Origin of the sequence: Cellulomonas humilata (assembly GCF_013359775.1) — a bacterium.
Taxonomy (GTDB): Bacteria; Actinomycetota; Actinomycetes; order Actinomycetales; family Cellulomonadaceae; genus Cellulomonas; species Cellulomonas humilata.
In genome coordinates this window covers 111,110-137,275 of the sequence record NZ_JABMCI010000067.1, presented here as the reverse complement: position 1 = coordinate 137,275, position 26,166 = coordinate 111,110, and the positions used below count along the sequence as shown (strand labels likewise).

At 72.4% G+C, this 26,166-nt stretch carries 27 protein-coding genes; 15 read left to right on the top strand and 12 right to left on the bottom strand.

Features of this window, described 5'->3' with window-relative positions:
- Positions 1 to 51: 51 nt before the first annotated feature.
- Complete coding sequence (locus HP550_RS14285; protein WP_175348347.1) at positions 52 to 1,095, bottom strand: hemolysin family protein; 1,044 nt, start codon at positions 1,093 to 1,095, stop codon at positions 52 to 54.
- Complete coding sequence (locus HP550_RS14280; RefSeq protein WP_175348346.1) at positions 1,092 to 2,411, bottom strand: CNNM domain-containing protein; 1,320 nt, start codon at positions 2,409 to 2,411, stop codon at positions 1,092 to 1,094. The genes HP550_RS14285 and HP550_RS14280 overlap by 4 nt, the downstream gene beginning before the upstream one ends.
- 257 nt (positions 2,412 to 2,668) lie before the next feature.
- Between HP550_RS14280 and HP550_RS14275 the strand changes: the two genes are divergently transcribed.
- From HP550_RS14275 to HP550_RS14255, 5 genes are all read left to right on the top strand, one after another.
- Entirely contained in the window at positions 2,669 to 3,454 is a 786-nt protein-coding gene (locus tag HP550_RS14275; RefSeq protein ID WP_175348345.1) for a response regulator transcription factor, read from the top strand.
- A complete protein-coding gene (locus tag HP550_RS14270; protein ID WP_175348344.1) occupies positions 3,451 to 4,527 on the top strand; it encodes an ATP-binding protein in 1,077 nt (358 codons plus the stop codon). The genes HP550_RS14275 and HP550_RS14270 overlap by 4 nt, the downstream gene beginning before the upstream one ends.
- Before the next feature lie 10 nt (positions 4,528 to 4,537).
- Entirely contained in the window at positions 4,538 to 5,452 is a 915-nt protein-coding gene (locus HP550_RS14265) for an ATP-binding cassette domain-containing protein (RefSeq protein ID WP_175348343.1), read from the top strand.
- The gene (locus HP550_RS14260) at positions 5,452 to 6,261 is read left to right on the top strand and encodes an ABC transporter permease (protein ID WP_175348342.1); all 810 of its coding nucleotides are present in this window, start codon (positions 5,452 to 5,454) and stop codon (positions 6,259 to 6,261) included. Before HP550_RS14265 ends, HP550_RS14260 begins: the two co-directional genes overlap by 1 nt.
- 275 nt (positions 6,262 to 6,536) lie before the next feature.
- Positions 6,537 to 10,286 (top strand): multifunctional oxoglutarate decarboxylase/oxoglutarate dehydrogenase thiamine pyrophosphate-binding subunit/dihydrolipoyllysine-residue succinyltransferase subunit, encoded by a 3,750-nt coding sequence (locus HP550_RS14255; protein WP_175348341.1) that lies wholly within the window; start codon positions 6,537 to 6,539, stop codon positions 10,284 to 10,286.
- Between the two features lie 107 nt (positions 10,287 to 10,393).
- Here HP550_RS14255 and HP550_RS14250 read toward each other — a convergent pair whose 3' ends face one another.
- Complete coding sequence (locus HP550_RS14250; RefSeq protein ID WP_175348340.1) at positions 10,394 to 11,350, bottom strand: GlxA family transcriptional regulator; 957 nt, start codon at positions 11,348 to 11,350, stop codon at positions 10,394 to 10,396.
- Between the two features lie 93 nt (positions 11,351 to 11,443).
- Between HP550_RS14250 and HP550_RS14245 the strand changes: the two genes are divergently transcribed.
- Both HP550_RS14245 and HP550_RS14240 read left to right on the top strand, forming a co-directional pair.
- Positions 11,444 to 11,614, top strand: a complete 171-nt coding sequence (locus HP550_RS14245; RefSeq protein ID WP_175348339.1) for a hypothetical protein — start codon at positions 11,444 to 11,446, stop codon at positions 11,612 to 11,614.
- A 118-nt stretch (positions 11,615 to 11,732) separates the two neighbouring features.
- Positions 11,733 to 12,332 carry a GDSL-type esterase/lipase family protein gene (locus HP550_RS14240; RefSeq protein ID WP_175348338.1) on the top strand — a complete coding sequence of 200 codons (600 nt, stop codon included), beginning with the start codon at positions 11,733 to 11,735 and terminating at the stop codon, positions 12,330 to 12,332.
- Between the two features lie 20 nt (positions 12,333 to 12,352).
- Here HP550_RS14240 and HP550_RS14235 read toward each other — a convergent pair whose 3' ends face one another.
- The 3 genes from HP550_RS14235 to HP550_RS14225 all read right to left on the bottom strand — a co-directional run bounded on the left by HP550_RS14235 (position 12,353) and on the right by HP550_RS14225 (position 15,013).
- Positions 12,353 to 12,961, bottom strand: a complete 609-nt coding sequence (locus HP550_RS14235; RefSeq protein ID WP_175348469.1) for a PadR family transcriptional regulator — start codon at positions 12,959 to 12,961, stop codon at positions 12,353 to 12,355.
- Between the two features lie 2 nt (positions 12,962 to 12,963).
- On the bottom strand, positions 12,964 to 13,779 hold the full coding sequence (locus HP550_RS14230; RefSeq protein ID WP_175348337.1) for a DUF4097 family beta strand repeat-containing protein: 816 nt from the start codon (positions 13,777 to 13,779) through the stop codon (positions 12,964 to 12,966).
- A 145-nt stretch (positions 13,780 to 13,924) separates the two neighbouring features.
- The gene (locus HP550_RS14225; protein WP_175348336.1) at positions 13,925 to 15,013 is read right to left on the bottom strand and encodes a PilT/PilU family type 4a pilus ATPase; all 1,089 of its coding nucleotides are present in this window, start codon (positions 15,011 to 15,013) and stop codon (positions 13,925 to 13,927) included.
- A 119-nt stretch (positions 15,014 to 15,132) separates the two neighbouring features.
- Between HP550_RS14225 and HP550_RS23220 the strand changes: the two genes are divergently transcribed.
- On the top strand, positions 15,133 to 15,207 hold the full coding sequence (locus HP550_RS23220; protein WP_155859599.1) for a 50S ribosomal protein bL37: 75 nt from the start codon (positions 15,133 to 15,135) through the stop codon (positions 15,205 to 15,207).
- A gap of 71 nt (positions 15,208 to 15,278) precedes the next feature.
- Here the strand turns inward: HP550_RS23220 and rsrA are convergent, their stop codons facing one another.
- Together rsrA and HP550_RS14215 are read right to left on the bottom strand one after the other, a co-directional pair.
- A complete protein-coding gene (rsrA, locus tag HP550_RS14220) occupies positions 15,279 to 15,572 on the bottom strand; it encodes a mycothiol system anti-sigma-R factor (RefSeq protein ID WP_175348335.1) in 294 nt (97 codons plus the stop codon).
- Complete coding sequence (locus HP550_RS14215) at positions 15,569 to 16,285, bottom strand: sigma-70 family RNA polymerase sigma factor (RefSeq protein WP_281362203.1); 717 nt, start codon at positions 16,283 to 16,285, stop codon at positions 15,569 to 15,571. Before HP550_RS14215 ends, rsrA begins: the two co-directional genes overlap by 4 nt.
- 174 nt (positions 16,286 to 16,459) lie before the next feature.
- Between HP550_RS14215 and HP550_RS14210 the strand changes: the two genes are divergently transcribed.
- The 7 genes from HP550_RS14210 to HP550_RS14180 are packed head-to-tail and all read left to right on the top strand — an operon-like array spanning position 16,460 to position 22,033.
- Complete coding sequence (locus HP550_RS14210; RefSeq protein WP_175348333.1) at positions 16,460 to 17,005, top strand: ferritin; 546 nt, start codon at positions 16,460 to 16,462, stop codon at positions 17,003 to 17,005.
- Positions 17,006 to 17,016: 11 nt separating this feature from the next.
- Positions 17,017 to 17,529, top strand: a complete 513-nt coding sequence (locus HP550_RS14205) for a DoxX family protein (RefSeq protein WP_175348332.1) — start codon at positions 17,017 to 17,019, stop codon at positions 17,527 to 17,529.
- A gap of 52 nt (positions 17,530 to 17,581) precedes the next feature.
- Positions 17,582 to 18,865: a 3-phosphoshikimate 1-carboxyvinyltransferase gene (aroA, locus tag HP550_RS14200; protein WP_175348331.1), complete on the top strand. Its 1,284-nt coding sequence runs from the start codon at positions 17,582 to 17,584 to the stop codon at positions 18,863 to 18,865.
- Positions 18,865 to 19,941 carry a ribosome small subunit-dependent GTPase A gene (rsgA, locus tag HP550_RS14195; RefSeq protein ID WP_175348330.1) on the top strand — a complete coding sequence of 359 codons (1,077 nt, stop codon included), beginning with the start codon at positions 18,865 to 18,867 and terminating at the stop codon, positions 19,939 to 19,941. Before aroA ends, rsgA begins: the two co-directional genes overlap by 1 nt.
- A 31-nt stretch (positions 19,942 to 19,972) precedes the next feature.
- Positions 19,973 to 20,776: a histidinol-phosphatase gene (gene hisN, locus HP550_RS14190; protein WP_175348329.1), complete on the top strand. Its 804-nt coding sequence runs from the start codon at positions 19,973 to 19,975 to the stop codon at positions 20,774 to 20,776.
- A 28-nt stretch (positions 20,777 to 20,804) separates the two neighbouring features.
- Positions 20,805 to 21,545: a class I SAM-dependent methyltransferase gene (locus HP550_RS14185; protein ID WP_175348328.1), complete on the top strand. Its 741-nt coding sequence runs from the start codon at positions 20,805 to 20,807 to the stop codon at positions 21,543 to 21,545.
- Positions 21,546 to 21,559: 14 nt separating this feature from the next.
- Entirely contained in the window at positions 21,560 to 22,033 is a 474-nt protein-coding gene (locus HP550_RS14180) for a hypothetical protein (RefSeq protein WP_175348327.1), read from the top strand.
- A 7-nt stretch (positions 22,034 to 22,040) separates the two neighbouring features.
- Here the strand turns inward: HP550_RS14180 and HP550_RS14175 are convergent, their stop codons facing one another.
- From HP550_RS14175 to HP550_RS14160, 4 genes are all read right to left on the bottom strand, one after another.
- Entirely contained in the window at positions 22,041 to 22,784 is a 744-nt protein-coding gene (locus HP550_RS14175) for an HAD family hydrolase (protein ID WP_175348326.1), read from the bottom strand.
- Positions 22,784 to 24,280 (bottom strand): glutamate--tRNA ligase, encoded by a 1,497-nt coding sequence (gene gltX, locus HP550_RS14170; RefSeq protein ID WP_175348325.1) that lies wholly within the window; start codon positions 24,278 to 24,280, stop codon positions 22,784 to 22,786. The genes HP550_RS14175 and gltX overlap by 1 nt, the downstream gene beginning before the upstream one ends.
- Before the next feature lie 201 nt (positions 24,281 to 24,481).
- Positions 24,482 to 25,267, bottom strand: coding sequence for a fumarylacetoacetate hydrolase family protein (locus HP550_RS14165; RefSeq protein ID WP_175348324.1), 786 nt, complete (start codon positions 25,265 to 25,267; stop codon positions 24,482 to 24,484).
- A gap of 14 nt (positions 25,268 to 25,281) precedes the next feature.
- On the bottom strand, positions 25,282 to 26,103 hold the full coding sequence (locus tag HP550_RS14160) for a methyltransferase domain-containing protein (RefSeq protein ID WP_175348323.1): 822 nt from the start codon (positions 26,101 to 26,103) through the stop codon (positions 25,282 to 25,284).
- Positions 26,104 to 26,166: the final 63 nt, after the last annotated feature.

The following is a 26,166-nucleotide window of genomic DNA, read 5'->3' as shown; positions in this document are numbered from 1 at the left end:
CGGAGCGACACGCCGACGGTGCGCACGCGATCCTTACAACCGGACGACCGCTCAGGACAGCTGGCCCCGCTGCATCGCGTCGCGCACCTCGCCCACCAGCTCCTCCAGGATGTCCTCGAGGAAGACGACCCCGACAGCCGCCCCGGCCTCGTCGACGCGGGCCAGGTGCGACCCCGAGCGCTGCATGGCCGCGAGCGCGTCCTCGACCTCGTCCTGCGGTCCGACGACGGCCAGCGCCCGGACGCGCCAGGCCGGGACGGGCGCGCTCCGCGTCTGCTCGTCGGCGTAGAGCACGTCCTTCAGGTGCAGGTACCCTGTGGGCGACCCGGTGTCGTCGACGACCGGGAACCGGCTGAACCCGGTCCGGGCGACCAGCTTCTCGACGTCCTCGGGAGTGCTGCCCTCACCGACGGTCACCAGCTCCTCGGTCCTGATCATGACGTCGTGCGCGGTGCGGTCGGAGAACTCGAGCGCGCCGGCCAGCAGCCCCTGCTCGTCCTCGAGGAGCCCCTCCGCCTGCGACCGCTCGACGATCGACTGCACCTCCTGCGCCGTGAAGGCGGAGGCCACCTCGTCCTTGGGCTCGACGCCGAACAGCCGCAGCGCGTGGTTGGCGATCCAGTTGAGGGCGGTGATGACCGGGCGCACCAGGCGGGCGATCCACACGAGCGGCGGGCCGAACATGAGGACCGCGCGGTCGGGGCCGGCGACGGCGAGGTTCTTGGGCACCATCTCGCCGAGCACCACGTGCAGGTACACCACGATGGCGAGCGCGACGACGAACGCGATCGGGTGCGTCAGGTCCTCGTCGACCCCGAGCGCGTCGAGCGGGCCCTCGATCAGGTGCGCGATCGCCGGCTCGGCGACCACACCCAGGCTCGTCGAGCACACGGTGATGCCCAGCTGGGCGCACGCGAGCATGAGCGAGACGTGCTCCATGGCCCACACCACGGTGATCGCGCGGCGGTCGCCCTCGCGAGCGAGGGGCTCGATCGCGCTGCGTCGCGCGGAGATGATGGCGAACTCGGCACCGACGAAGAAGGCGTTCGCGGCGAGCAGCAGGACGCCGACGACCAGCGCGAGGCTCGAGCTCATGACTCGTCCTCCTGGCCGGTCGCGGCCTCGCGCACCCGCACCCGCTCGACCCGGCGTCCGGCCATGGCCTCGACCTGCAGCTGGACCCCGTCGACCACGATCTGGTCACCGTCGGCCGGGATGCGGCCGAGCACGAACATCAGGAGCCCGCCGAGGGTCTCGTAGGGCCCCTCGCCCGGGACGTGCAGACCGGTGACCTCCACCAGCTCGTCGGGCCGCAGCACGCCGGGCAGCAGCCACGACCCGTCGGCCGACCGGGCGGTCGAGGCGCGTCGACGGTCGTGCTCGTCGGCGACGTCCCCCACCAGCTCCTCGACGACGTCCTCCAGCGTCACGACGCCCGAGGTGCCGCCGTACTCGTCGACGACAACGGCCATCTGGAGGCCCTGCTCGCGCAGCTCGACCAGCAGGGGGCCCAGGTGCACCGTCTCGGGCACCCGCGGTGCGTCCACCATGAGGGCGGCTGCGGGCACCTCCGCCCGGCGTTCGTACGGCACCGCGATGGCCCGGCGCAGGTGCACCAGACCGACGATGTCGTCGCTGGAGTCGCCGATCACCGGGAACCGGGAGTGGCCGGTGCGGCGGGCGAGGTCGATGACGTCCGCCGCCGACTCCTCACGCCGGACGACGACCAGCCGCAGCCGGTCCGTCATCACGTCGACCGCCGTCAGCTCCGTGAACTCGATCGAGTTGGTGAGCAGGGTCGCGGTGGACTCGTCGAGGGTCCCGACCTCCGCCGACCGGCGCACGAGCGCGGCGAGCTCCTGCGGGGAGCGCCCGCCGGAGAGCTCCTCGCGCGGGTCGATGCCGACGCTGCGCAGGAGGGTGTTGGCGCTCCCGTTGAACACGGTGATGAGCGGCCGCAGGGCGCTGGTGAAACCGCTCTGGAGCGGGGCGACCATGCGGGCGGTGGGCAGGGGGCGGCTGATCGCGAGGTTCTTGGGGATGAGCTCGCCGACGACCATCGAGAACCCGTTCACCAGGACGATCGCGAGCACCGCTGCGACGACACCCCCGACCGCCCGGCCGAGCACCGAGTCCTGGAGCGGCAGGCGCAGCAGCCGCGCGACGGCCGGCTGCGTGGTGTACCCGAGCAGGATCGTGGTCAACGTGATGCCCAGCTGCGCGCCCGAGAGCTCGGTCGACAGGCGCCGGAGCGCCTTGAGGACCGACTGGCTGCGCCGGTCGTCCGGAGCCGCCTGACCCTCGACGAGGCCCGGGTCGAGGGTGACCAGCGAGAACTCGCTGGCGACGAACACCGCGGTGCCGAGCGTGAGCAGCACGCCCAGCCCGACCAGGAGCCACTCGGTCAGCACGTCGCGCTGCCGTCCGCAGGACCGGAGCCACGACGAACGCCGACCCGGAGGTCGGCGCTGGTGGGGATCCCCGGAGGGAGTGAGAAGGAGAAGAGGTGGCCGGCATGGTCTCCCCCGAGCTGGTGGGCCCGGGCGGGACGCCGGCAGCGACTTGAGCTGCTCATGGTGGGCTCGATCATACGGGCGACCGCGCGACTCCACCCGGTACGTCCACGCATCGGGGCGTCAACGCCGCGAGCCTGTGCCACGCTGGCGCCATGGCGAACGTGAGCGGTGGGCCGACGACGGCGCCCGGCGGAGCAGCCGGCACCACGGTCCTGGTGGTCGAGGACGAACCGGCGATCGCGCAGGCGATCGTGCACCGGCTCTCCGCGGAGGGCTGGACGGTCGAGTCGGTCGGCGACGGGCTGAGCGGGGTGAGCGCGGCGTCGCGGCTGCGCCCGGACGTGGTGGTGCTCGACGTGATGCTCCCCGGCATCGACGGGCTCGAGGTGTGCCGCCGCATCCAGGCCGAGCGGCCGGTTCCGGTGCTCATGCTCACCGCCCGCGACGACGAGACGGACATGCTGATCGGGCTCGGCGTCGGCGCCGACGACTACATGACCAAGCCGTTCTCGATGCGGGAGCTGGTGGCGCGCACCAAGGCCCTGCTGCGGCGCACCGAGCGCGCGACGCGGGCCGCAGAGATGGCCTCGGCCGAGCAGCCGGACCCGCCGCTGGTGCTGGGCGACGTCACGGTCGACCGGGCGCAGCGCCGCGTGCTGCGCGGCGAGACAGAGGTGCACCTGACCCCCACCGAGTTCGACCTGCTGCTCGCCCTCGCCGCGACGCCCCGCACCGTGCTCACCCGCGAGCGCCTGCTGGCAGAGGTGTGGGACTGGGTGGACGCCAGCGGCACCCGCACCGTCGACTCCCACATCAAGGCGCTGCGTCGCAAGCTCGGCGCCGACCTGATCCGCACGGTGCACGGCGTCGGCTACGCCTTCGAGCCGAACGACGGCACCGGCGACGCCGGCGGGGCGCAGGTCCCCGAGGGCGCGTGAACGCACCCCGGCACGTCCGCGGCGAGTTCGCCCGCTCGCGGATCCCGGACGTCCGGCCGCTCGACCGCCTGAGCTCGATCAAGATCAAGCTCGGAGTCCTGGTGGCGGCCACGGTGACGGCCGCGGCGTTCATCACCTGGGTCGGCCTGTACAACCACCTGGGGCCCTCACGTACGCTCCCGATCGCCATCATCGGGTCGCTCATCGTCACGCAGCTGCTGGCTCGCGGCATGACGTCCCCGTTGCGGGAGATGACCTACGCGGCCCGCCGGATGGCCGCCGGGGACTACAGCCGTCGGGTGCGGGCGACGAGCCTGGACGAGGTGGGCCAGCTCGCGGACGCCTTCAACACCATGGCCGACGACCTCGAGAAGGCCGACCTGTTCCGGCGCGAGCTGGTGGCCAACGTCTCGCACGAGCTGCGCACCCCGGTCACCGCGCTCCAGGCACAGCTGGAGAACATCGTCGACGGGGTGACCGAGGCGGACCCCGCCACCATGCAGGCCGCGCTGGCGCAGACGGAGCGCCTCGGTCGGCTGGTCACGTACCTGCTCGACCTGTCCCGGCTGGAGGCGGGCGACGTCCCGCTGGAGGTCGCCGACGTGCGGCTCCAGGACTTCCTCGAGGAGGCCGCCGAGGGGGCGATGCTGGTCGGCGCCGCCAAGCGGCTTCGCTTCCCCGTCGTCGTCGAGCCCCCGGACCTCACGGTGCCCGCCGACCCCGACCGCCTGCACCAGGTGGTCGCCAACCTCCTGCACAACGCGGTCCGGCACTCCCCCGACGACGACGAGGTGCGGCTGGAGGCCTCGCGGGTGGGGACGGAGGTGCGCATCGACGTGGTCGACCACGGCCCCGGCATCGCGCGCGACCAGCGACCGCACGTGTTCGAGCGGTTCGTCCGCGGCAACACCCCCGCGCTCACCGGTCAGGTCTCGACGGGTGGCACCGGCCTGGGCCTCGCGATCGTGCGGTGGGCGGTGGAGCTGCACGGGGGCCGGATCGAGGTGGCGGACACCGAGGTGGGCTGCACCATGCGCGTCACACTCCCCGCGACGGGCCGGGCCGCCGGATAGCGTTGCCCCCATGACCAGCGACGGCACCATCATCGTCGAGCACCTCTCCAAGTCGTTCGGTCCCGTCCGCGCGGTCGACGACCTCTCGTTCGAGGTGGCACCCGGTCGCGTGACGGGCTTCCTCGGACCGAACGGTGCGGGGAAGACGACCACGTTGCGGATGCTGCTGGGACTGGTCCGGCCGACGTCGGGCGTCGCGACCATCGGCGGCGAGGCCTACGGTCAGATCAGCCGGCCGCTGCGCACGGTCGGCGCCGCGCTGGAGGCGGCGAGCTTCCACCCGGGACGCACCGCGCTCGACCACCTGCGGCTCTACACCCCGCAGGTCGGCGTCCCCGACGCCCGCGCGTCGCAGGTCCTCGAGCTCGTCGGCCTGTCGGAGGCCGCGCACCGCCGGGTCGGCGGGTTCTCGCTCGGCATGCGGCAGCGGCTCGCCCTGGCGACCACCCTGCTGGGCGACCCGCGGGTGCTCCTGCTCGACGAGCCGGCCAACGGCCTCGACCCGGAGGGGATCCGCTGGCTGCGCGGGTTCCTCCGCGCGCTGGCCGCCGAGGGCCGCACGATCCTGGTGTCCAGCCACGTGCTCTCCGAGGTCGAGCAGACCGTGGACGACGTGGTGATCATCGCCCGCGGCCGGCTCGCGCACGCCTCGTCCCTGGCCGAGCTCGCCGGCATGGCGCGCGTCCAGGTGCGCGCGGTCTCCCCCGACGCGGCGGGACTCACCGCCCTCGTGGACCGGTCCGCGTGGACGCGCACCGACGCGGGCGACCCCCGGGTGGCGGACCTGTGGGACGTCGACGCCGCGACGGTCGGCGCCGCCGCGTTCGCCGCCGGCCTGGAGCTGCACGAGCTCAGCAGCCGGGACCCGGGGCTCGAAGGGCTGTTCCTCCAGCTCGTCGGCGCCGTCGAGTCGGCGGTGGCCTGATGCGCGCCGCACTGGTCACCGAGTACCGCAAGCTCGTCACCACGCGCCTGTGGTGGATCCTCCTGCTGGCCATGGGGGTCTACATGGCGTTCCTGGCCGCCGGGCTCGGCTGGGCCATCTCGCAGGGCGGGAACATGTCCAGCGGCACGGGTGGCGAGGAGGTGGTCCTGGCGCCCGACGCCGTCGTCCGGGCGGTCTACACGATCGCCGTGACGTTCGGCTACGTCTTCCCGCTGGTCGTGGGCGCGCTGGCCGTCGCGTCCGAGTTCCGGCACCAGACGATCACGCCCACCCTGCTCGCGGAGCCGCGCCGGACGGTCCTGGTGTCCGCCAAGGTGATCTCCGCGGGCATCCTCGGCCTCGTCTACGGGCTCGTCGGCACGCTCGCCTCGGTCGGCGCCGGAGCTGCCGTGCTGACGCTGCTCGACAAGCCCACGTTCCTCGACCAGGCCTCGACCTGGCGGACGATCGGGCTGTCGGTGCTGGCGCTGGCCCTGTGGGCGGTCGTCGGCGTCGGGTTCGGCTCGGTGCTCACCAACCAGGTGGCCGTGATCGTCGTCGTGCTGGCCTTCACGCAGTTCGTCGAGCCGGTGCTGCGTTTCGTGCTCGGTCTGACCAGCTGGGGGGCGGGTGTCTCGGCGTACCTGCCGGGCGCGGCCGGAGAGGCGATCTCCGGCGGGAGCTTCTACTCCGAGACCGGCGTCGGCACGCTCCTGGAGTGGTGGCAGGGCGCCCTCGTGCTCCTCGCGTACGGCCTCGGGCTGGCCCTCATCGGGCGCCTGACCACGTTCCGCCGCGACATCACGTGACCGCGCGCGCCCGCCCTGAGCGGGTGTGCACAAGCATGACCTCGCAGGGGTGCCGACAACCCCGCCTTGAGGCGCCCCGAACGGGCACGTTGCCCCGTGTTGACCCGCGTGTGCTGACCAGGTGAAGACGCCTGCGGATCCGCCCCGAACAGCCGTCCTGAGGCGGGGCGGGAGGCGCTCAGGCCGTAGTGTTGTCATCAACAGATGTCGCAACCCAACCAGCAAAGGCGCGGTCACGGACCGCAGCGGAAGTGGGCGATCCCAGCGTGACCCAGATGGCGGATCCTGACTCGACGCGCGCCGTTTTCGGCGCCAACGAGTGGCTCGTGGACGAGCTGTTCGAGCAGTACCAGCGGGACAAGAACTCGGTCGACCCGGCGTGGTGGGACTTCTTCGAGGGCTACAAGCCCGAGGACGCCTCCGCCAACGGCTCGGCTGCCGCTCCCGCAGCCGTGAACGGCAGCCCGGCGACGAAGCCGACGCCGGTCCAGGCCGCCCCGGCCCCCGCACCCGTCGCGCCTCCCGCTGCCCCCGCGCAGCCGGCCACGTTCGTCGAGCCGCCCGCGGTGACGTCGCCCATCGCCACCGCGCAGCCGGCGACCGCCCCCTACGCCCAGGTAGCGCAGCGCAGCTCAGCCGCCGACGAGGCCGAGGCCGCCGACGACATCCAGAAGCTGCGCGGTCCCGCCGCGCGCGTGGTGACCAACATGGAGGCCTCCCTCGAGGTCCCGACGGCCACCTCGGTGCGCGCCATCCCGGCCAAGCTCATGGTCGACAACCGCATCGTCATCAACAACCACCTCGCCCGTGGTCGCGGCGGCAAGATCTCGTTCACGCACCTCATCGGCTTCGCGCTGGTCGAGGCGCTGGCGGAGATGCCGGCGATGAACACCTCGTACACCGTGCACGACGACAAGCCGAGCGTCCTGACGCCCGCGCACGTCAACGTCGGCATCGCGATCGACCTGGCCAAGCCCGACGGCACGCGCCAGCTGATGGTCCCGTCGATCAAGAAGTCGGACACGCTGGACTTCGCCGGGTTCTGGTCCGCCTACGAGGACGTCGTGCGCCGGGCGCGCGGCAACAAGCTCACGGTCGAGGACTTCGCGGGGACCACCATCTCGCTGACCAACCCCGGCACCATCGGCACGGTCCACTCGGTCCCGCGCCTGATGCAGGGCCAGGGCACGATCATCGGCGTCGGCGCCATGGACTACCCCGCGGAGTTCGCGGGCACGTCCGAGGACGCGCTGAACAAGATGGGCGTCTCCAAGGTCCTCACGCTCACCTCGACCTACGACCACCGGATCATCCAGGGCGCGCAGTCCGGCGACTTCCTGCGGATCATCGGCCGCAAGCTGCTCGGCGAGGACGGTTTCTACGACCGCGTCTTCGCGTCGCTGCGTGTGCCCTACGAGCCCGTCCGCTGGGTGCGGGAGGCCGCCGACCCCGACGCCGAGGCCATCAAGCCCGCCCGCATCGCGGAGCTCATCCACTCCTACCGGTCCCGCGGCCACCTCATGGCCGACACCGACCCCCTGGCCTACCGCCAGCGCAAGCACCCCGACCTGGACGTGCAGACGCACGGCCTCACGCTCTGGGACCTGGACCGCGTGTTCCCCACGGGTGGCTTCACCGGCAAGCCCCGCGCCAAGCTGCGCGAGGTCCTCGGCCTGCTGCGCGACTCGTACTGCCGCACCGTGGGCAGCGAGTACATGCACCTCCAGGACCCGCGCCAGCGCAAGTGGCTCCAGGAGCGCCTGGAGTCCGGCTACGCCCGCACGCCCCGCGAGGACCAGCTGCGCATCCTGCGTCGCCTGAACGCGGCCGAGGCCTTCGAGACGTTCCTCCAGACCAAGTACGTCGGCCAGAAGCGGTTCTCGCTCGAGGGCGGCGAGTCGGTCATCGCCCTGCTCGACGCGATCCTGTCCCGGGCCGCCAACAACGGTCTCGACGAGGTCGGCATCGGCATGGCCCACCGCGGCCGGCTGAACATCCTGGCCAACATCGCCGGGAAGTCCTACGCGCAGATCTTCCGCGAGTTCGAGGGCAACCAGGACCCCAAGTCGGTCCAGGGCTCCGGCGACGTGAAGTACCACCTGGGCACCGAGGGCACGTTCACCGCCGAGTCCGGCGCGACGACTGCGGTGTACCTGGCCGCCAACCCCTCGCACCTCGAGGCGGTCGACCCGGTCCTCGAGGGCATCGTCCGCGCCAAGCAGGACCGCATCGACCTCGGTGGCGACGGCTTCTCCGTGCTCCCGATCCTCATCCACGGTGACGCGGCGTTCGCGGGGCAGGGCGTCGTGTTCGAGACGCTCAACCTCGCCCAGCTGCGCGGGTACCGCACCGGCGGCACCATCCACGTGATCATCAACAACCAGGTCGGCTTCACCACCGGGCCGTCGTCGTCGCGCTCGTCGCAGTACGCGACCGACGTGGCCAAGGGCCTCCAGGTGCCGATCTTCCACGTGAACGGGGACGACCCCGAGGCGTGCGTGCGGGTGGCCGAGCTGGCGTTCGAGTACCGCGAGCAGTTCGACCGCGACGTCATCATCGACATGGTCTGCTACCGCCGCCGCGGCCACAACGAGGGCGACGACCCCTCGATGACGCAGCCGCTGATGTACAACCTCATCGAGGCCAAGCGCTCGGTCCGCAAGCTCTACACGGAGACGCTGGTCGCCCGCGGGGACCTCACGATCGCCGACGCCGAGCAGGCGCTGCAGGACTACCAGTCGCAGCTGGAGCGGGTGTTCACCGAGACGCGCGAGGACGGGTACACCCCTGCTCCGCCGGAGGCCGAGGCCGTCAAGGGCCTGGAGCGACCGGAGTCGCAGCTCGAGGACGCGGGCGTCATGGTCGGCTGGAAGACGGCCGTCGACGCCGGCACCCTGGAGCGCATCGGCCGCGCGCACGTGCGCCCGCCGGAGGGCTTCACCGTGCACCCGAAGCTGGCGCAGCTGCTGGCCAAGCGCGAGGCGATGACCCGCGAGGGCGGCATCGACTGGGGCTACGGCGAGCTGCTGGCGTTCGGCTCGCTGCTGGTCGAGGGCACCCCCGTCCGGCTCGCCGGGCAGGACTCGCGCCGCGGCACCTTCGTGCAGCGGCACGCGGTCATGCACGACCGCGAGACCGGTGCCGAGTGGACGCCGCTGCTCTACCTGTCGGCGGACCAGGCGAAGTTCTGGGTCTACGACTCCTCGCTCTCGGAGTACGCCGCGCTCGGGTTCGAGTACGGCTACTCGGTCGAGCGTCCCGACGCGCTGGTGCTCTGGGAGGCGCAGTTCGGCGACTTCGTCAACGGGGCCCAGACGATCATCGACGAGTTCATCTCGTCGGCCGAGCAGAAGTGGGCGCAGCGGTCCTCGGTGGTCCTGCTCCTGCCGCACGGGTACGAGGGCCAGGGTCCGGACCACTCGTCGGCGCGCATCGAGCGATTCCTCCAGCTCGCGGCCGAGGACAACATGACGATCGCGCAGCCGTCCACCCCGGCGTCGCACTTCCACCTGCTGCGTCGTCAGGCGTATGCCCGGCCGCGTCGCCCGCTCGTGGTGTTCACGCCGAAGTCGATGCTGCGCCTGAAGTCGGCATCGTCCGACGTGCAGGACTTCACCTCGGGCACGTTCCGCACGGTCATCGGCGACGAGCTCGCGTCCGCGAAGGCCGACCAGGTCACCCGCGTGCTGCTCTGCTCGGGCAAGGTCTACTGGGACCTGCTGGCGCACCGCGTGAAGACGGGCGACGAGCAGACGGCGATCGTCCGGCTGGAGCAGCTCTACCCGCTCGACTCCGAGTCGGTCCGTGCGGCGGTCGCGCCGTTCGACGGGGCCGAGCTGGTGTGGGTGCAGGACGAGCCGCGCAACCAGGGCCCGTGGACGTTCCTGTCCATGCACCTGCCGCAGCTGCTCGGACGCACCCTCCGGGTCGTGTCCCGCAAGGAGTCGGCGTCGCCGGCCGCCGGGTCCGCCAAGAAGCACCAGGCGCAGCAGGCCACCCTCGTCGAGACCGCCTTCGGGCGCTGAGGTCTGGTCGACCGAGAGCCGCACTCCCCACGGGGTGCGGCTCTCGTCGCGTCAGGAGACCAAGGTGGGCGCGACCGTGCAGCAGGCCTGCGGGCTGGTGCCGGGCGTCAGGAGACCGGGGTGGGCGCGAACGTGCGGCGGTAGGCCTGCGGGCTGGTGCCCAGCGTCCGGGCGAAGTGGTGGCGGAGCACCGCGGCTGTGCCGAACCCGCACAGCCGGGCGATCTCCTCGATGCCCGCATCGGACCGCTCGAGCATCTCCTGCGCCCGGACCACCCGCTGCCGGGTGACCCACGCGGCCGGCGTGGTGCCCGTCTCGGCGCGGAAGCGGCGGGCGAACGTCCGCTCGGAGACGAAGGCGCGGGCCGCGAGGTCCGGCACGCTCAGCTCTTCCTCGAGGTTCTCCACCATCCACGCGAGCAGCGGGGCCAAGGTGTCGGCGTCGCAGGGCAGCGGGGTGTCGACGTACTGGGCCTGGCCGCCGTCGCGGTGCGGCGGGACGACCATCCGCCGGGCGATGGCCGACGCGGCAGCGGCCCCCAGCTCACGACGGACCAGGTGCAGGCACGCGTCGATGCCGGCCGCGGTGCCGGCGCTGGTGATGACGTGCTCGTCGTCGACGTAGAGGACGGCGGGGTTGAGCCGGGCCTCCGGGAACCTCCGGCTCATCTCGTCGGTGTACATCCAGTGCGTCGTGCACTGCCGGCCGTCCAGCAGGCCGGCGTAGCCGAGGGCGAACGACCCGCTGCAGATGCTGAGCACCCAGGCGCCGCGCGCGTGGGCGGCCCGCAGGGCGTCGAGCACCACCTCCGGCACCTCGTCGGCTTCCCCGTACGCCGGCACGATCACCAGGTCGACGTCCTGGGTGGCCTCGAGCCCGTGCTCGACGACGATGGAGTAGCCCGCGCCCTTCGTCGGCACGACGCCGGGCTCGATCCCGCAGATGGTGAAGTCGAATGCCGGGCCCCCGGTGTCGCGGCGGTCGATGCCGAAGACCTCGCAGGCCACCCCGAGCTCGAAGGGGGCGACGTTCGGCAGGGCGATGGCGGCGACGGATCGGAGCATGGGGCCAGCATCGGCACGACGTGGCGGAATGTCAACGGTCAGCGTCGGTTCTGCCACTCGTGGCGCGTTCTGGCCGGGCGGAGACTTTCTGCCATGACCACCCTATGGATCGTCCTCACGCTCCTCGCGGCAGCCTGGCTGGTCGCCCGTCTGGTCGTCACGGTGCGCCGCGACGGCCTGGGCAGCAGCCGACCCCCCGTCTCGCACGCCGACTGGTCGGACATGGCGTCCGACCTGCCGAGCCACCCGTACCGCAGCGCCTGACCCACCCGCGCCCACCCCGCGACAGGCCCGCCGATGAACCGGCGACCGCCGCCCCACCCTGAGAGACTGTGCGGCGACGGCCGTCGCACGACGGGTCGGACGGCGAGAGGTGAGGCGTGTGGGCGAGCTGCCGCTGAGGCTGGCGGTGGTCGGCGACGAGCTCGTGGCCGGCGCTGGTGACCCCAAGGGGCTCGGCTGGGTCGGGCGCGTGACCGCCAGGACGCCGACCCCCACCCCGCTCACCGTGCTGACCCTCGCGGTCCCGGGCGAGACGAGCACCGCCCTCGGCGCCCGATGGGACGAGGAGGTCACTCGTCGCCTGTCCCCCGAGGCCGACAACCGCCTCGTCGTCGCCCTCGGCCGCGCCGACGTCGCCGCGGGCCTCTCGCTGGCACGCAGCCGGCTCAACCTCGCGAACATCCTCGACGTGGCCGACCAGCGCAGGATCCCGACGTTCGTCGTCGGCCCCCCGCCGGGCGGCACGGCCGACGCGGACAAGCTGGCGGACCTCTCAGCCGCGTACGCAGACGTGGCAACCCGGCGTCGGGTGCCCTTCGTCGACACCTACACCCCCCTGGCCGCCCACGACCAGTGGCTGGGCGACCTCGCCGCGGGCGACGGGGTCCTACCGGGGCAGGCCGGCTACGGCCTGATGGCCTGGCTGGTCCTGCACACCGGCTGGCACGCCTGGCTCGGCCTGCCCGACGACGGCGCCTGACAGCCACCGCACCCCGAGCGTCATCGCAGCGTTCCGCGCACCGCGGTCAGCGCCGAGTCCAGCACGGTCCGCAGGGTGTCGAGCGTGAGCTGCTCGACGCTCCCGCGCGCGTCGGCCCGCCGCAGGTCCGCGCGGATCTCGTCGCGGAACCGCTGGATCATCGCCTCGGCGTCCTTGGTCCGCACGTGCGACGCGACCCGTGGCTCGTCGGGCGCGCCCGCCGGGTGCGGCACCGCGTCCGCACGGGCCTGCTGGGCGGCCGCCGCGAGATCGGCGCGCAGTCCACGCATCGATCCCCGCACGTCCTCGCGGACCTGCGCGGCCCGCTCCCGGACGGACTCGGCGATCCCCTCCTCGAGGTGGCCCAGCTCCGCCCGCCGGGCGTTCAGCTCGGCGTAGCCGGCCTCGGTGAGCGCGTACGTGCTCTTGCGCTCCTCGTCGACCCGCTGCACCAGGCCCTCCTCCTCGAGGCGGGCGAGGCGCGGGTAGACCGTGCCCGGGCTGGGCCGGTAGGTCCCGCCGAAGCGGTCCGACAGGGCCGTGATGAGCTCGTACCCGTGCTTGGGGCCGCTCTCCAGGAGCGACAGCAGGTAGAGGCGCAGCTGTCCGTGCGCGAAGACGGGGGCCATCATCACGCGACCCCGGTCCCTGCGCCGCGCAGCACGGTCAGGTGCCCCGACACCGTGCTGGACGAGACGAAGCACGCGCCGTCGCCGGTGCGCAGGTCGACCTTGCGGTGACCGGGAGACGTGCCCTTGTACTCCTCGCCGTCCACGACGAGCCGCCCGGAGACGGACTGCCCCTTCACCTGGACGCCCTTGCCTGCGGGCAGCCGGACGGTGACGTCCCCCGAGACCGTCGTCGCCGTCACGCTGGACGTCCCGGACGTCACGTCGAGGGTGAGCGAGCCGGACACCGAGTTGGCCTGGACCAGGCTCAGCTCCCCCGAGGCCGCGAGCTCGCCCGAGACCGAGTTGAGCTTGAGGTCGCCGCGGTGGTCGCGGATCACGATCTCGCCCGAGACGGTGTTGGCGCCGAGGCGGCCCACGGTGCCGTCGGTGATGAGCGTGCCCGAGACGGTGGACACCGAGGCGTCCTCCGTCACGCCGGCCAGCAGGCCGTCGGCGCTCACCGTGCCCACCTTGGCGCGGATGCCGCGCGGGATCGCGATGTGCACGTCCGCGCGGTCCTTCCCGCGGAAGTTCCGGAACTTCTCCAGGAACCCGTCCCAGCCGCCCAGGGTGAACTGGTACCCGACGCGGAGCTCGCCGTCGGACAGGCTGACCTCCAGGGGCCGCCCGTCGACGTCGTGCACCTCGATCCGGGCTCCCGGTCCGTCGTGCGCGACGACGTCCACGCGGCCGCCCACCAGCTGCACCCGGAGGTCGGAGACCGCCTCGATCTCGATGATCTGCGGGCCGGCGACGACCCAGGACTCGCTTGCCATGATCCGTTCTCCATTCGCGATATATCTCGTGTCAGAGACACGTTATATCGCGTTCGGGTCGCGCGCAAGAACTCACGTCATATCGCGTCTGCTGACGCGAAAGAGCCCGTGACCGCGGACGGTCACGGGCTCTTCGGGGGTGCGATCAGGACACGAGGCCGGCCTGCCGCAGCTCGACCGTGAGGTCGTGCGGGCTGGTCGACGCGGAGAGCGCCTCGTCGTAGGTGATGATGTCGTCGCGGACCAGCTGGAACAGGTGCTGGTCGAACGTCTGCATCTTGTAGAAGTCGCCCTCGCGGATCAGGTCGATCAGGGGCGGGGCGTCCTCCGGCTCCAGGATCGCGTCGCGCGTCCGGCCCGTGTTGACCATGACCTCGATGGCCGGGCGACGGCCCGTGCCGTTGGCCAGCCGCACCAGCCGCTGCGACACGATGCCGCGCAGCGCCTGGGCCAGCGCGATGCGGACCTGCTTCTGCTCGTGCGGCGGGAAGAAGTCGATGATGCGGTTGATCGTCTCGGCCGCGTCGATGGTGTGCAGCGTGGACAGGACCAGGTGACCGGTCTCGGCCGCGGACAGGGCCGCGCGGACGGTCTCGACGTCACGCATCTCGCCGACCAGGATCACGTCCGGGTCCTGGCGCATCGCGGCGCGCAGCGCCACCGTGAAGTCGGCCGTGTCCTGACGGACCTCGCGCTGGGACACGATCGACTTCTTGTCCTGGTGCAGGATCTCGATCGGGTCCTCGATGGTGACGATGTTGACCTCGCGCAGCGTGTTGATGAGGTCGACCATCGACGCCAGCGTGGTCGTCTTGCCGGAGCCGGTCGGGCCGGTCACCAGCACGAGCCCGCGGGGCTCCAGCGCCAGCTCGCCGACGACCTCGGGCAGCGACAGCTCGGCCAGCGCCTGCGCACCGACCGCCACCCGGCGGAACACCAGGCCGTACGTGCCGCGCGCCTGGTAGGCGTTGACGCGGAACCGGCCGACGCCGGACACCGAGTAGGCGAAGTCCGCCTCCTTGTGCTCCCGGAACGCGTCGACCAGGTCGTCGGGCAGGACCTCTTCGAGCATGCGCTCGGTGTCCGCGGGCTTGAGGTCGGGGACCTGGAGCTTGCGCAGCCGCCCGTCGACGCGCACGCGGGGTGCTGATCCGACCTTGCAGTGCAGGTCGGATCCGCCCGTGCTCGCGAGGGCGTGCAGGAACGGGATCACGGACTGTGTCGGATGGCTCACGCTCTGGATATCGGACGCGAGGGCCGCGCACTTGAGGGCACGTGAGATGTGGGACGATGGAGCGAGTCCGGCGTGCAGCACGGGCGCCGACCACCCGTTCGTCGACGAAGGAAGATCCCATGAGCAAGCGAGGCCGCAAGCGCCGCTCCCGCAAGGGCAGTGCAGCGAACCACGGCAACCGTCCCAACGCCTGAGCGTTGGCAGACAGGTAGTCAGAAGGCCCGGGCAGCATCGCTGCGCCGGGCCTTCGTCCGTCTGTGGGCGCTCAGTCGAGCGTGACCCGCATGACGGTAAGCTGCTCGTGGATCTTCAGGCGCAGGTGCTCCGGCGCCGCCTCCTGGCAGCCCCGCTTCACGATGGTCTTCACCACGACGTCGACGTCGTACTCCTCGAGGCAGCCCTCGCACTCGGCGAGGTGCGACCGGACGGTCTCCGCGTCGGGCGCACCCAGCTCGGCGTCGAGGTACTCCCAGAGCCGGTCGAGGGCATCGGCGCAGTTGTTGCCGCAGTTGGACGACGACACAGTCGACAGGTCCGGTGCGTCTTTCCAGTCGTTCATCGTTCGCCCTCCGGCGCGACGGGGGCCACCGCGACCAGACCGCGCCCGCGGGCGTAGTCCGACAGCAGGTCGCGCAGCTGTGCGCGGCCTCGGTGCAACCGGGACATCACCGTCCCGATCGGCGTCCCCATGATCTCGGCGATCTCCTTGTACGCGAAGCCCTCGACGTCCGCGAGGTACACCGCGATCCGGAACTCCTCCGGCAGGCGCTGGAGCGCGTCCTTGACGTCGGAGTCCGGGAGGTGGTCGAGCGCCTCGGCCTCGGCAGACCGCAGACCCCTCGACGTGTGCGACTCGGCGCGGGCCAGCTGCCAGTCCTCGATCTCCTCGGAGCGGGACTGCTGCGGCTCGCGCTGCTTCTTGCGGTACGAGTTGATGTACGTGTTGGTGAGGATGCGGTACAGCCACGCCTTGAGGTTGGTGCCCGGGCGGTACTGGTGGAACGCGGCGAACGCCTTGGCGAACGTCTCCTGCACCAGGTCCTCGGCGTCGGCCGGGTTGCGCGTCATCCGCAGGGCAGCGCCGTACAGCTGGTCCAGGTAGACCAGCGCCTCGGCCTCGAACCTCTCGGTCCGCGCAGCGTCGCCCTCGGACTCGGGCGCGCGGTTCGTGTCCTCGCTCATCGCCGACGAGCCTAGCCCCGGACCCTGAGGACCACCGACCGGCGTGGGCCACGCCACATCCACCCCGAGATCCACCCCGGACGCCTGCATCTGTGCGGGCCGCTGGGACGGAAGGGTGTCTACGGGGAATCCGATCGCCCACCCGGTCACAGGGACCGGCGCAGGTCGCGTCTCGGTAGCGAAGCTCATGGCCAGCACAACGGCACGAGCGCGCGAGCCATTCCCTCCGTCGCCAACCTCGGGGGACGGCACTAGGTTGACGACATGACCAGCAGCACCGACGGTTCCACGTTCCTGCGCCTGCTCCGCGAGCAGATCGGCCACGAGTTCGACGCCCACCAGCAGTACGTGGCGATCGCGGTGTGGTTCGACGGGCAGGACCTCCCCCAGCTCGCGCGGCACTACTACCGGCAGGCGATCGAGGAGCGCAATCACGCGCTGATGATCGTGCAGTACCTGCTGGACCGGGACCTCCCGGTGGCGATCCCGTCCGGCAGCCCCGTGCGCAACGACTTCACCCAGGTCACCGAGCCCATCGGCCTGGCGCTCCAGCAGGAGAAGCAGGTCACGTCCCAGATCGAGGCGATCTTCGCGGCCGCGCGCGCCGAGGGCGACGCCCTGGGCGAGCAGTTCCTGCTCTGGTTCCTCAAGGAGCAGGTGGAGGAGGTCGCCTCCGCGACCACCCTGCTCACCGTCGCCACGCGAGCCGGCGACAACCTGTTCGACCTCGAGAACTATGTCGCCCGCGAGCAGATCGGCGACGGTGGCGAGTCCGCCGACGCGCCGTCCGCCGCCGGCGGCGCCCTGTAGGAGGAGCTGCCGTGCTGCTGCGCCGTCTCGCGCGTCCCCTGTTCGCCTCGTGGTTCGTCACCGAGGGTCTCGACGTCGTCCGGCATCCCGCCGCGCACGCCGCCGACGCCCGCGGCGCACTGACCACGCTGCGCTCCCGCCTGCCCGACACCGTCCGGCAGGGACCGGCCGGCGAGGCCATCGGCCGCGAGCTCAGTGACCGGCAGCTGACCACGATCGTCCAGGCGCACGGAGCCGCGCTCGCCGGAGCGGGCGTGCTGCTCGCCCTGGGCAAGGCCCCGCGCACGGCTGCGCTCGCGCTCGCGGCCCTCACGGCGCCGCTCGTCCTGCTGAACCTGCCCACCAAGCGGGTCAAGGGCGAGGACCCCCGGCTGCGGCGCGAGCGGCGCGACAAGCTCGTGCGGGCGCTCGCGTTCACCGGAGGCGCCCTGATCGCCGGCGTGGACCTCGAGGGCAGGCCCGGGATCGGCTGGCGCGTGCAGAAGGCCCGCAGCGAGCACGCGGCGGCGAAGGCCTCCGACTGAGGAGCCTGAGACGCTCACGGTGCTCCTCGGCACCCCCGATAACCTGGGTGCCATGGACCTGTGGACCGCACCGCTCGCCGACGCCCCGCTGGACGCGCTCGTCGAGGTGCCCGGCTCGAAGTCGCTGACCAACCGGTACCTCGTCCTCGCCGCGCTCGCCGACTCCCCCGGCCGCCTGCGCGGTGCTCTGCGCTCGCGCGACACGCGCCTGATGGCCGCGGCCCTGACCCGCCTGGGTGCCCGGATCGACGAGGACGGCAGCGACTGGGTGGTGACGCCCGGACCCGTGCGCGGCTCGACCACCGTCCAGTGCGGCCTGGCCGGCACCGTCATGCGCTTCCTGCCGGCCGTCGCGGCGCTCGCCGACGGCCCGGTCCGGTTCGACGGGGACGACTCCGCCCTCGCGCGCCCGATGGGCCCGGTGCTCACGGCGCTGCGGACGCTGGGCGTGCGGGTCGAGGAGCACGGCGAGCCCGGACACCTGCCGTTCACGGTGCACGGCCGTGGGTCCCTGCTCGGCGGCCAGGTAGACGTGGACGCGTCCGCGTCGAGCCAGTTCGTCTCCGGGCTGCTGCTGGCGGCCGCGCGGCTCGAGCGCGGGCTGACCCTGCGGCACACCGGGCGGACGCTGCCGAGCCTGCCGCACATCGAGATGACCGTCGCCCTGCTGCGCGAGGCGGGCGTGGTGGTCGACGACTCGCGCCCCGCCATCTGGCAGGTGTCCCCCGGCCCGATCGCCGGCCGCGACGTGCGCGTGGAACCCGACCTGTCCAACGCGGCCCCATTCCTGTGCGCGGCGCTGGTGACCGGCGGCACCGTGCGCGTCCCCGGCTGGCCCGCCGCCACGACGCAGCCCGGCGGCCTGCTGCCCGGCATCCTGGAGCGGATGGGCGCGACCACGCGGCTGGACGGCGACGTGCTGAGCGTGACCGGCACGGGCGCGGTCCGCGGGGTGGACCTGGACCTGCACGCGGCGGGCGAGATCGCCCCGACGATCGCGGCCCTCGCCGCCCTGGCGGACTCCCCCACGCGGCTGCGCGGCATCGCGCACCTGCGCGGCCACGAGACCGACCGGCTGGCGGCGCTGGCCGCCGAGATCACGCGGCTGGGCGGGCAGGCGGAGCAGACGTCGGACGGCCTGGTCATCACGCCGCGACCGCTGACCGGCACCACCTGGCACACGTACGAGGACCACCGGATGGCCACCGCGGGCGCCCTCATCGGGCTCCGGGTGCCGGGCGTGCAGGTCGAGGACGTCGCGACGACCGCCAAGACGCTCCCCGACTTCGTCGGGCTGTGGGCCGGGATGCTGGCCGGATCGGCTGTGCTCGCCTGATGGGGACCCGGCGCTACGACGAGCGGGACGTCCGCATCCGTCCCGGTCGCGGCTCGCGCCCCCGGACCAAGCAGCGCCCCGAGCACGCCGACGCCGAGGTGGCGCTGGTCACCGCCGTGGACCGCGGTCGCTACGCGATCCTGGTGGACCCCGACGGTCCCGACGAGCGCGTCGCGATCGCGATGAAGGCCCGGGAGCTGGGCCGCGACCGCGTGGTGCCCGGCGACCGGGTGGACATCGTCGGCGACACGTCCGGCGACGACGGCTCGCTGTCCCGGATCGTGCGGATCAGCGAGCGCCGGACGGTCCTGCGGAGGACCGCCGACGACACCGACCCCATCGAGCGGATCATCGTCGCCAACGCCGACCAGCTAGTGATCGTCACGGCGCTGGCGGACCCCGAGCCGCGCACGCGGATGATCGACCGCTGCGTCGCCGCGGCCTACGACGCCCGCATGGACGCCCTGCTGGCGCTGACCAAGGCGGACCTGGCGGACCCGGCGGAACTGGTCGGCATGTACGCCCCGATCGGTGTGGAGGTGGTGGTCACCAGCGCGGAGAAGTCCGTGGGCGGCCGGATCATCCACGGGCTCGACGACGTGCGCGCGGCCCTGGAGGGCAAGACCTCCGTGCTCGTCGGGCACTCCGGCGTCGGCAAGTCCACGCTGGTGAACGCCCTGGTCCCGGGCACGTACCGGGCCGTCGGGGTGGTCAACGACGTGACCGGCCGCGGGCGGCACACGTCGAGCTCGGCGGTGGCGCTGCGCGTGCCGGGGACGTCGAAGCCCACGTGGGTCATCGACACCCCCGGCGTGCGCTCGTTCGGGCTGGCGCACGTGGACCCGCAGCACCTGCTGGGCGCGTTCGCGGACCTGGCGGAAGTCGCCGAGGAGTGCCCCCGCGGCTGCACGCACGCGGACGACGCCCCCGACTGCGCGCTCGACGAGTGGGTCGATGCCTCCCCCGACGACGTGACCCGCGCGGCCCGCGCCGCCCGCGTCGAGTCCTTCCGTCGCCTCCTGGCCAGCCGGCTCGGCAGCGGCGAGCCGGACAACCGGGAGCCCGCACGTCCCTGACGTGGGAACTCGACCCACTACCGTGTCGGGCATGAGCCTGCGCCCCGGGTACGACGACGACCTGCGCCTCGCCCACGTGATCGCGGACCAGGTCGACTCGATCACCATGGCGCGGTTCAAGTCGCAGGACCTGCGGGTGGAGACGAAGCCCGATCTGACGCCGGTCACCGACGCCGACAAGTCCGCCGAGGAGATCGTCCGCGGGCAGCTGTCCCGGGCGCGGCCGCGGGACGCGGTGCACGGCGAGGAGATGGGCGACACCGGCCACGGGCCGCGGCGCTGGGTCATCGACCCGATCGACGGGACCAAGAACTTCGTCCGCGGGGTGCCCGTGTGGGCCACGCTCATCGGGCTGCTGGACGGCGACCAGGTCGTCGTCGGGCTCGTCAGTGCACCCGCGCTCGGTCGGCGCTGGTGGGCGGCGCAGGGCAACGGCGCGTGGACCGGCAAGTCGCTCGCCGCCGCCAGCCAGCTGCACGTCTCCGAGGTCGACCGGCTCGAGGACGCCTCGCTGTCCTACTCGTCACTGGGCGGCTGGGAGGAGCGCGGCCAGCTCGACGCGTTCCTGAACCTGACCCGTCGGACGTGGCGCACCCGCGCGTACGGCGACTTCTGGTCGCACGTGCTCGTCGCGGAGGGCGCGGTGGACCTGTCGGCCGAGCCCGAGCTGTCGCTGCACGACATGGCCGCGCTCGTCCCCATCGTCACCGAGGCCGGCGGGATGTTCACGTCGATCCGCGGGGTCCCCGGACCGTTCGGCGGCTCGGCGCTGGTGTCGAACGGTCGGCTGCACGGGGCAGCCCTGGAGTACCTGGACCCGCTGCCGGAGGCGTGATCCCCGCAGTCGCGGGACGATCGGTGCCATGAGCACCGACGACCGCGGCGACCGCGCCGCCTCGTTCGACCGAGCCGCGGCCGTCTACCAGGCCACCCGGCCCGGCTACCCCGACGAGGCCGTCCGGTGGGCCGTCCCGGCGGAGGCGCGCGACGTGCTCGACCTGGCCGCGGGGACCGGGAAGCTCACCCAGCGGCTGGTCGCGCTCGGGTGGCACGTAGTCGCGGTGGAGCCGTCCGACGCGATGCGGGCGGAGCTGACGGCCGCGCTGCCGGGCGTCGAGGCGCGGCCCGGGACGGCCGAGCACCTCGACCTGCCGGATGCCTCCGTCGACGCCGTCACCATCGCGCAGGCATGGCACTGGGTGGACCCGCCCGTGGCCTCCGCCGAGATCGCCCGCGTCCTGCGGCCGGGCGGCTCGGTGGCGCCGATCTGGAACGTGCGCGACCAGGAGCACGACTGGGTGGCGCGCTGGACGGAGATCGTGCACCGCGGCGACACCCTGGAGACCAGCTACCGGAACCCCGAGCTCGGCGACGCGTTCACCGAGCCGGAGCACGCGACGTTCCCCTGGACGCAGCGCCTGCGCGCCGCCGACCTGCGCACGCTCGCCGCCAGCCGCAGCCACCTGATCCTGCTCCCCGCCGACCAGCGGGACGCGCTCCTCGACGAGGTCGACCGGCTCGTCGCCACGCATCCCGACCTGCGCGGACGCGAGTGGATCGAGGTGCCGTACCGGACCGAGTGCTACCGGGCGTCGTTGCGGTAGGCCATGATCTGCGCGTGCCCCTCTTTGGACGCCGCCCCGGCATCGAGCTCCCCGACGACCAGGTGACCGCGCAGGTCGGCGCGTTGTGCACCGACCAGGCGTCGCGGCTGTCCGGCGTCGCCACCGTCGAGCTCATCCTGGACGAGGCACCCAAGCCGCCGACCGGAGCATGGATCACGCCCCGCGCGGTCGGCGCGGTCGCCGTGAGCTGGGAGCAGTTCGACGACTGCCTCGTCGCCGGCGTCTACGGGTGCGAGCAGTGGGAGTTCCCACGGACGACGGCGGGCGTCGCGACGGTGAGAGCCGTGGTCGACGCGGCGGTCACGGGCGCCATCGAGGTGGGTACCGGCCGCGGCCAGACCCACTACCGCGTGCGCCTGCCCGATGGCTCGGTGCGCGAAGCCGCCCGGTCGAGCTTCAAGGGATGGCTCCTGACCATGCCGGGAAAGCCGCGCCTGGCGTGGAGCACGACCGCGCCGTACTCCTAGATGCGCCCTACTCGTCGATCCCGAGCACACCCGGGAGCTCGGCGAGCGACGCGATGACCCGCACACCGGCCTGTCGCGCGACCGCGAGATCCTCCGGCGACACCGGGAGCCGTCTCTCACCCGGACGGTCGATCCAGACGCCCACCAGACCGGCCGCGACCGCCGCCCGGGCGTCGACGTCGAGCTCGTCACCGACGTACACCGTCCGCGTCGGGTCGGTGCCGAGCCGGCGACACGCCTCCGCGAACACCCGTGGGTCCGGCTTGCCGAAGCCGAGGGTGTCGACGCCGACGAGCATCGGCACGCGCTCCAGCAGCGACACCCGCTCGAGCTTGATGGTCTGGAGCTCCACCGACGCGTTGGACAGAGCGCCCACCGCGAGGCCGGCGGCGAGGAGCTTGTCGAGGACGTCGTCGACGTCGGGGTGAGCGGTCCAGGCGTCCGCGAACTCCGTCTGGAACGCCTCGTCCCACACCTCGAACCCCGCGGCGTCCAGCACCGGTCCGCCGAACTGCTCGTGCAGCTCGTTGGCTCGCGTCATCCGCTGCTCGACGAAGCCGACCTCGCCGCGCGTGTACGCCGCGTAGTGGCCGCCGACGTCCGCGCGCCAGACCGTCACCAGCTCGGCGTGCCGGTCCACGGGCAGGTCGGGCAGGTAGCGGCGGGCGACGCCGGCCAGCGCGTGGCCGAACGCGCCCCGCGTGTCGACCAGCGTGTCGTCGATGTCGAACAGGACCCCGTCGACGCGCATCACAGGGTGGCGCGCAGGGCCGCGATCCGCGCAAGCGTGGAGTCCTTGCCCAGGATCTCCATCGACTCGAACAGCGGCGGTGACACGCGTCGACCGGACAGGGCGACGCGCAGCGGGGTGAATGCGAACCGCGGCTTGAGGCCGAGCCCGTCGACCAGCGCAGCCTGGAGGGCCTCCTGCGTGGTGGCGGTGGTGAACTCCGTGAGACCCCCGAGCGCGGCCGCGGCGGCATCGAGCACGGCCGGCGACTCCTCGCGCAGCGCGCCGCGCGCGTCGTCGGCGATCGTCAGGGCGTCGTCCGAGGCGAACAGGAACCCGAGCATGCCCTCGGCCTCGCCCAGCAGCGTGATGCGCTCCTGGATGAGCGGCGCGCCCGCGTCGAGGAGGGCACGGTGCTCCGGCGAGAGGTCCGCGTAGGAGTCCGTCGGCACCAGGCCCGCGCGGTGCAGGTACGGCACCAGCCGGTCGCGGAAGTCCTCGGGCGCGAGCAGCCGCACGTGCGCGGAGTTGATCGCCTCGGCCTTCTTCACGTCGAACCGCGCCGGGTTGGGGTTGACGTCCGCGGCGTCGAACGCGGCCGTCATCTCCGCCATCGAGAAGATGTCGCGGTCCGGGCCGATCGACCAGCCGAGCAGCGCCAGGTAGTTGAGGAGGCCCTCGGGTGTGAAGCCGCGGTCGCGGTGCAGGAACAGGTTGGACTCGGGGTCGCGCTTGGACAGCTTCTTGTTGCCCTCGCCCAGCACCGACGGCAGGTGCCCGAACACTGGCGACCCGGACCCGACGCCGATCGCCTCGAGCGCCTGGTAGAGCGCGATCTGCCGCGGCGTCGAGGACAGCAGGTCCTCGCCGCGCAGCACGTGCGTGATGCCCATGAGGGCGTCGTCCACCGGGTTGACCAGCGTGTACAGCGGCTGGCCGTTGGCGCGGACGATGACGAAGTCCGGCACCGAGCCGGCCTTGAACGTGACCTCGCCGCGCACCAGATCCACGAAGGTCAGGTCCGCGTCGGGCATCCGCAGGCGCAGGACCGGCTCGCGGCCCTCGGCCCGGAACGCGTCCTTCTGCTCGTCGGTCAGGTCGCGGTCGACACCGTCGTAGCCCAGCTTCGGGTCGCGGCCGGCAGCCTTGTGCCGGGCCTCGATCTCCTCCGGGGTGGAGAACGACTCGTACGCGTGGCCACCCTCGACCAGGCGGCGGACCACGTCCGCGTACAGGTCCATCCGCTGCGACTGCCGGTACGGCTCGTGCGGGCCGCCCACCTCGACGCCCTCGTCCCAGTCCAGGCCGAGCCAGCGCAGCGCGTCCAGCAGCTGGAGGTACGACTCCTGCGAGTCGCGCGCCGCGTCGGTGTCCTCGATGCGGAACACGAAGGTGCCGCCCGTGTGGCGCGCGTACGCCCAGTTGAACAGCGCCGTTCGGATGAGGCCGACGTGCGGCGTCCCGGTGGGCGAGGGACAGAAACGGACGCGCACAGCAGAGCCGGTGGGAGAAGTCACGGCCTCAAGGTTAGTGGCGACGCAGGACCGGGTTGCGCAGGACGCTCGTCTTCCCGCGTCAGCGGGCGGGAGACTTAGTGGCGCAGCACGGGGTTGCGCAAGACGCTCGTCTTTCCGCCGCAGCCGGCGTGGAGACTCAGTGGCGGCGCAGCACGGGGTTGCGCAGGACGCTCGTCTTTCCGCCGCAGCCGGCGTGGAGACTCAGTGGCGGCGCAGCACGGGGTTGCGCAGGACGCCGATCTCCTCCACCTCGACCTCGACGATGTCCCGGTCCACGATCGGGCTCACGCCCGCCGGGGTGCCGGTGAGGATGAGGTCGCCGGGCAGGAGCGTGAACACCTCGGACACGTAGGAGACGAGGTACGCCGCGTCGAAGATCATCTGCGACGTGCGGCCGTCCTGCTTGGTCACGCCGTTGACGCGGGCGCGGACGAAGAGGTCGTCGACGTCGAGGCCCGGCACGATCCAGGGACCGATCGGGCAGGAGCCGTCGAAGCCCTTGGCCCGGGTCCACTGGAGGTCGGCCTTCTGCACGTCGCGCGCGGTGACGTCGTTGGCCACGGTGTAGCCAAAGACGTGCTCCAGGGCGCGGTCCGGCGTGACGTCCTTGGTGACCTTGCCGATGACGATGGCCAGCTCGGCCTCGTGCTCGACGTGCTCGGTCCAGTCGGGCAGGACGATCGGGTCGTCCGGGCCGATCACCGAGGTGTTCGGCTTGAGGAAGAGCAGCGGGGCGGGCGGCAGCTCGTTGCCCATCTCGGCGGCGTGCGCGGCGTAGTTGCGGCCGACGCCGATGATCTTGGAGCGCGGGATGACCGGCGCCAGCAGGCGGACGCTGTCGTCGTCGAGCCGGATCTGCTCGCCCGTGGGCTGCACCGGCGTGTAGAGCGGGTCCCCCGTGATGACCACGAGCTCCTCGGAGCCGGGGTCTCCGTCGATCAGGGCGTAGCGGGGGTCTCCCCCGGTGGTGAACCTGGCGATGCGCACGTCGTCACCCTAGTTCAGGCGCGAGCGAGCACCTCGCCGTGCAGCACCGCGAACCAGCCGTCCGGCTGGGTGCCCCACTCGCGCCAGGCGTCGGCGAGCAGCTCGAGACCGACCTCGTCGGCGAGCCCGTGCGCGATGGCCTGCGCGGCGAAGTTCGAGGCGACCGAGCGGTCCGCCCACAGCCCGGCCCACCACGTGCGGTCCTCCGGCGTGGCGTAGCACCAGACGCCGGCACTGGGGACGATGCCGGCCGGGTCGAACCCGGCCTCCCGCACCCACGACAGCAGCTTGCGCCCGGCGTTCGCGTCGGCCTCGTTGGCCTGCGTGACCTCGTGGTAGAGCGCCAGCCACTCGTCCAGCCCGTTCGACGGCGGGTACCAGGTCATGCCGGAGTAGTCCGCGTCCCGGAGCGCCACGATGCCGCCGGGCTTGGTCACGCGGCGCATCTCCCGCAGTGCGGCGATCGGGTCCGTGAGGTGCTGGAGCACCTGGTGGGCGTGCACCACGTCGAAGGCGTCGTCCTCGAACGGCAGGCCGTAGGCGTCGGCCACCTGGAACGTCACGTTGTCCGCGCCGGCGTCGGCTGCGGCCTTCTGCGCGATCTCGACGACGGCGGCCGAGGTGTCGACGCCGACGACCTCGCCGGGCTCGAGCCGGGCCGCCAGGTCGATGGTCACCGAACCCGGTCCGCACCCGACGTCGAGCAGGCGGGTCCCCGGGACGAGGGCGGGCAGCAGGTACGCGGCGGAGTTCTCGGCGGTCCGCCAACGGTGCGAGCGCAGCACGGACTCGTGGTGTCCGTGGGTGTACACGTCGGGGTGCGTCGGGGAGTTCACATCAGACTGTAATCATCGATGAGGCCCAGAGTTCAATAAACGGGACGAACCGTTTCGACATGC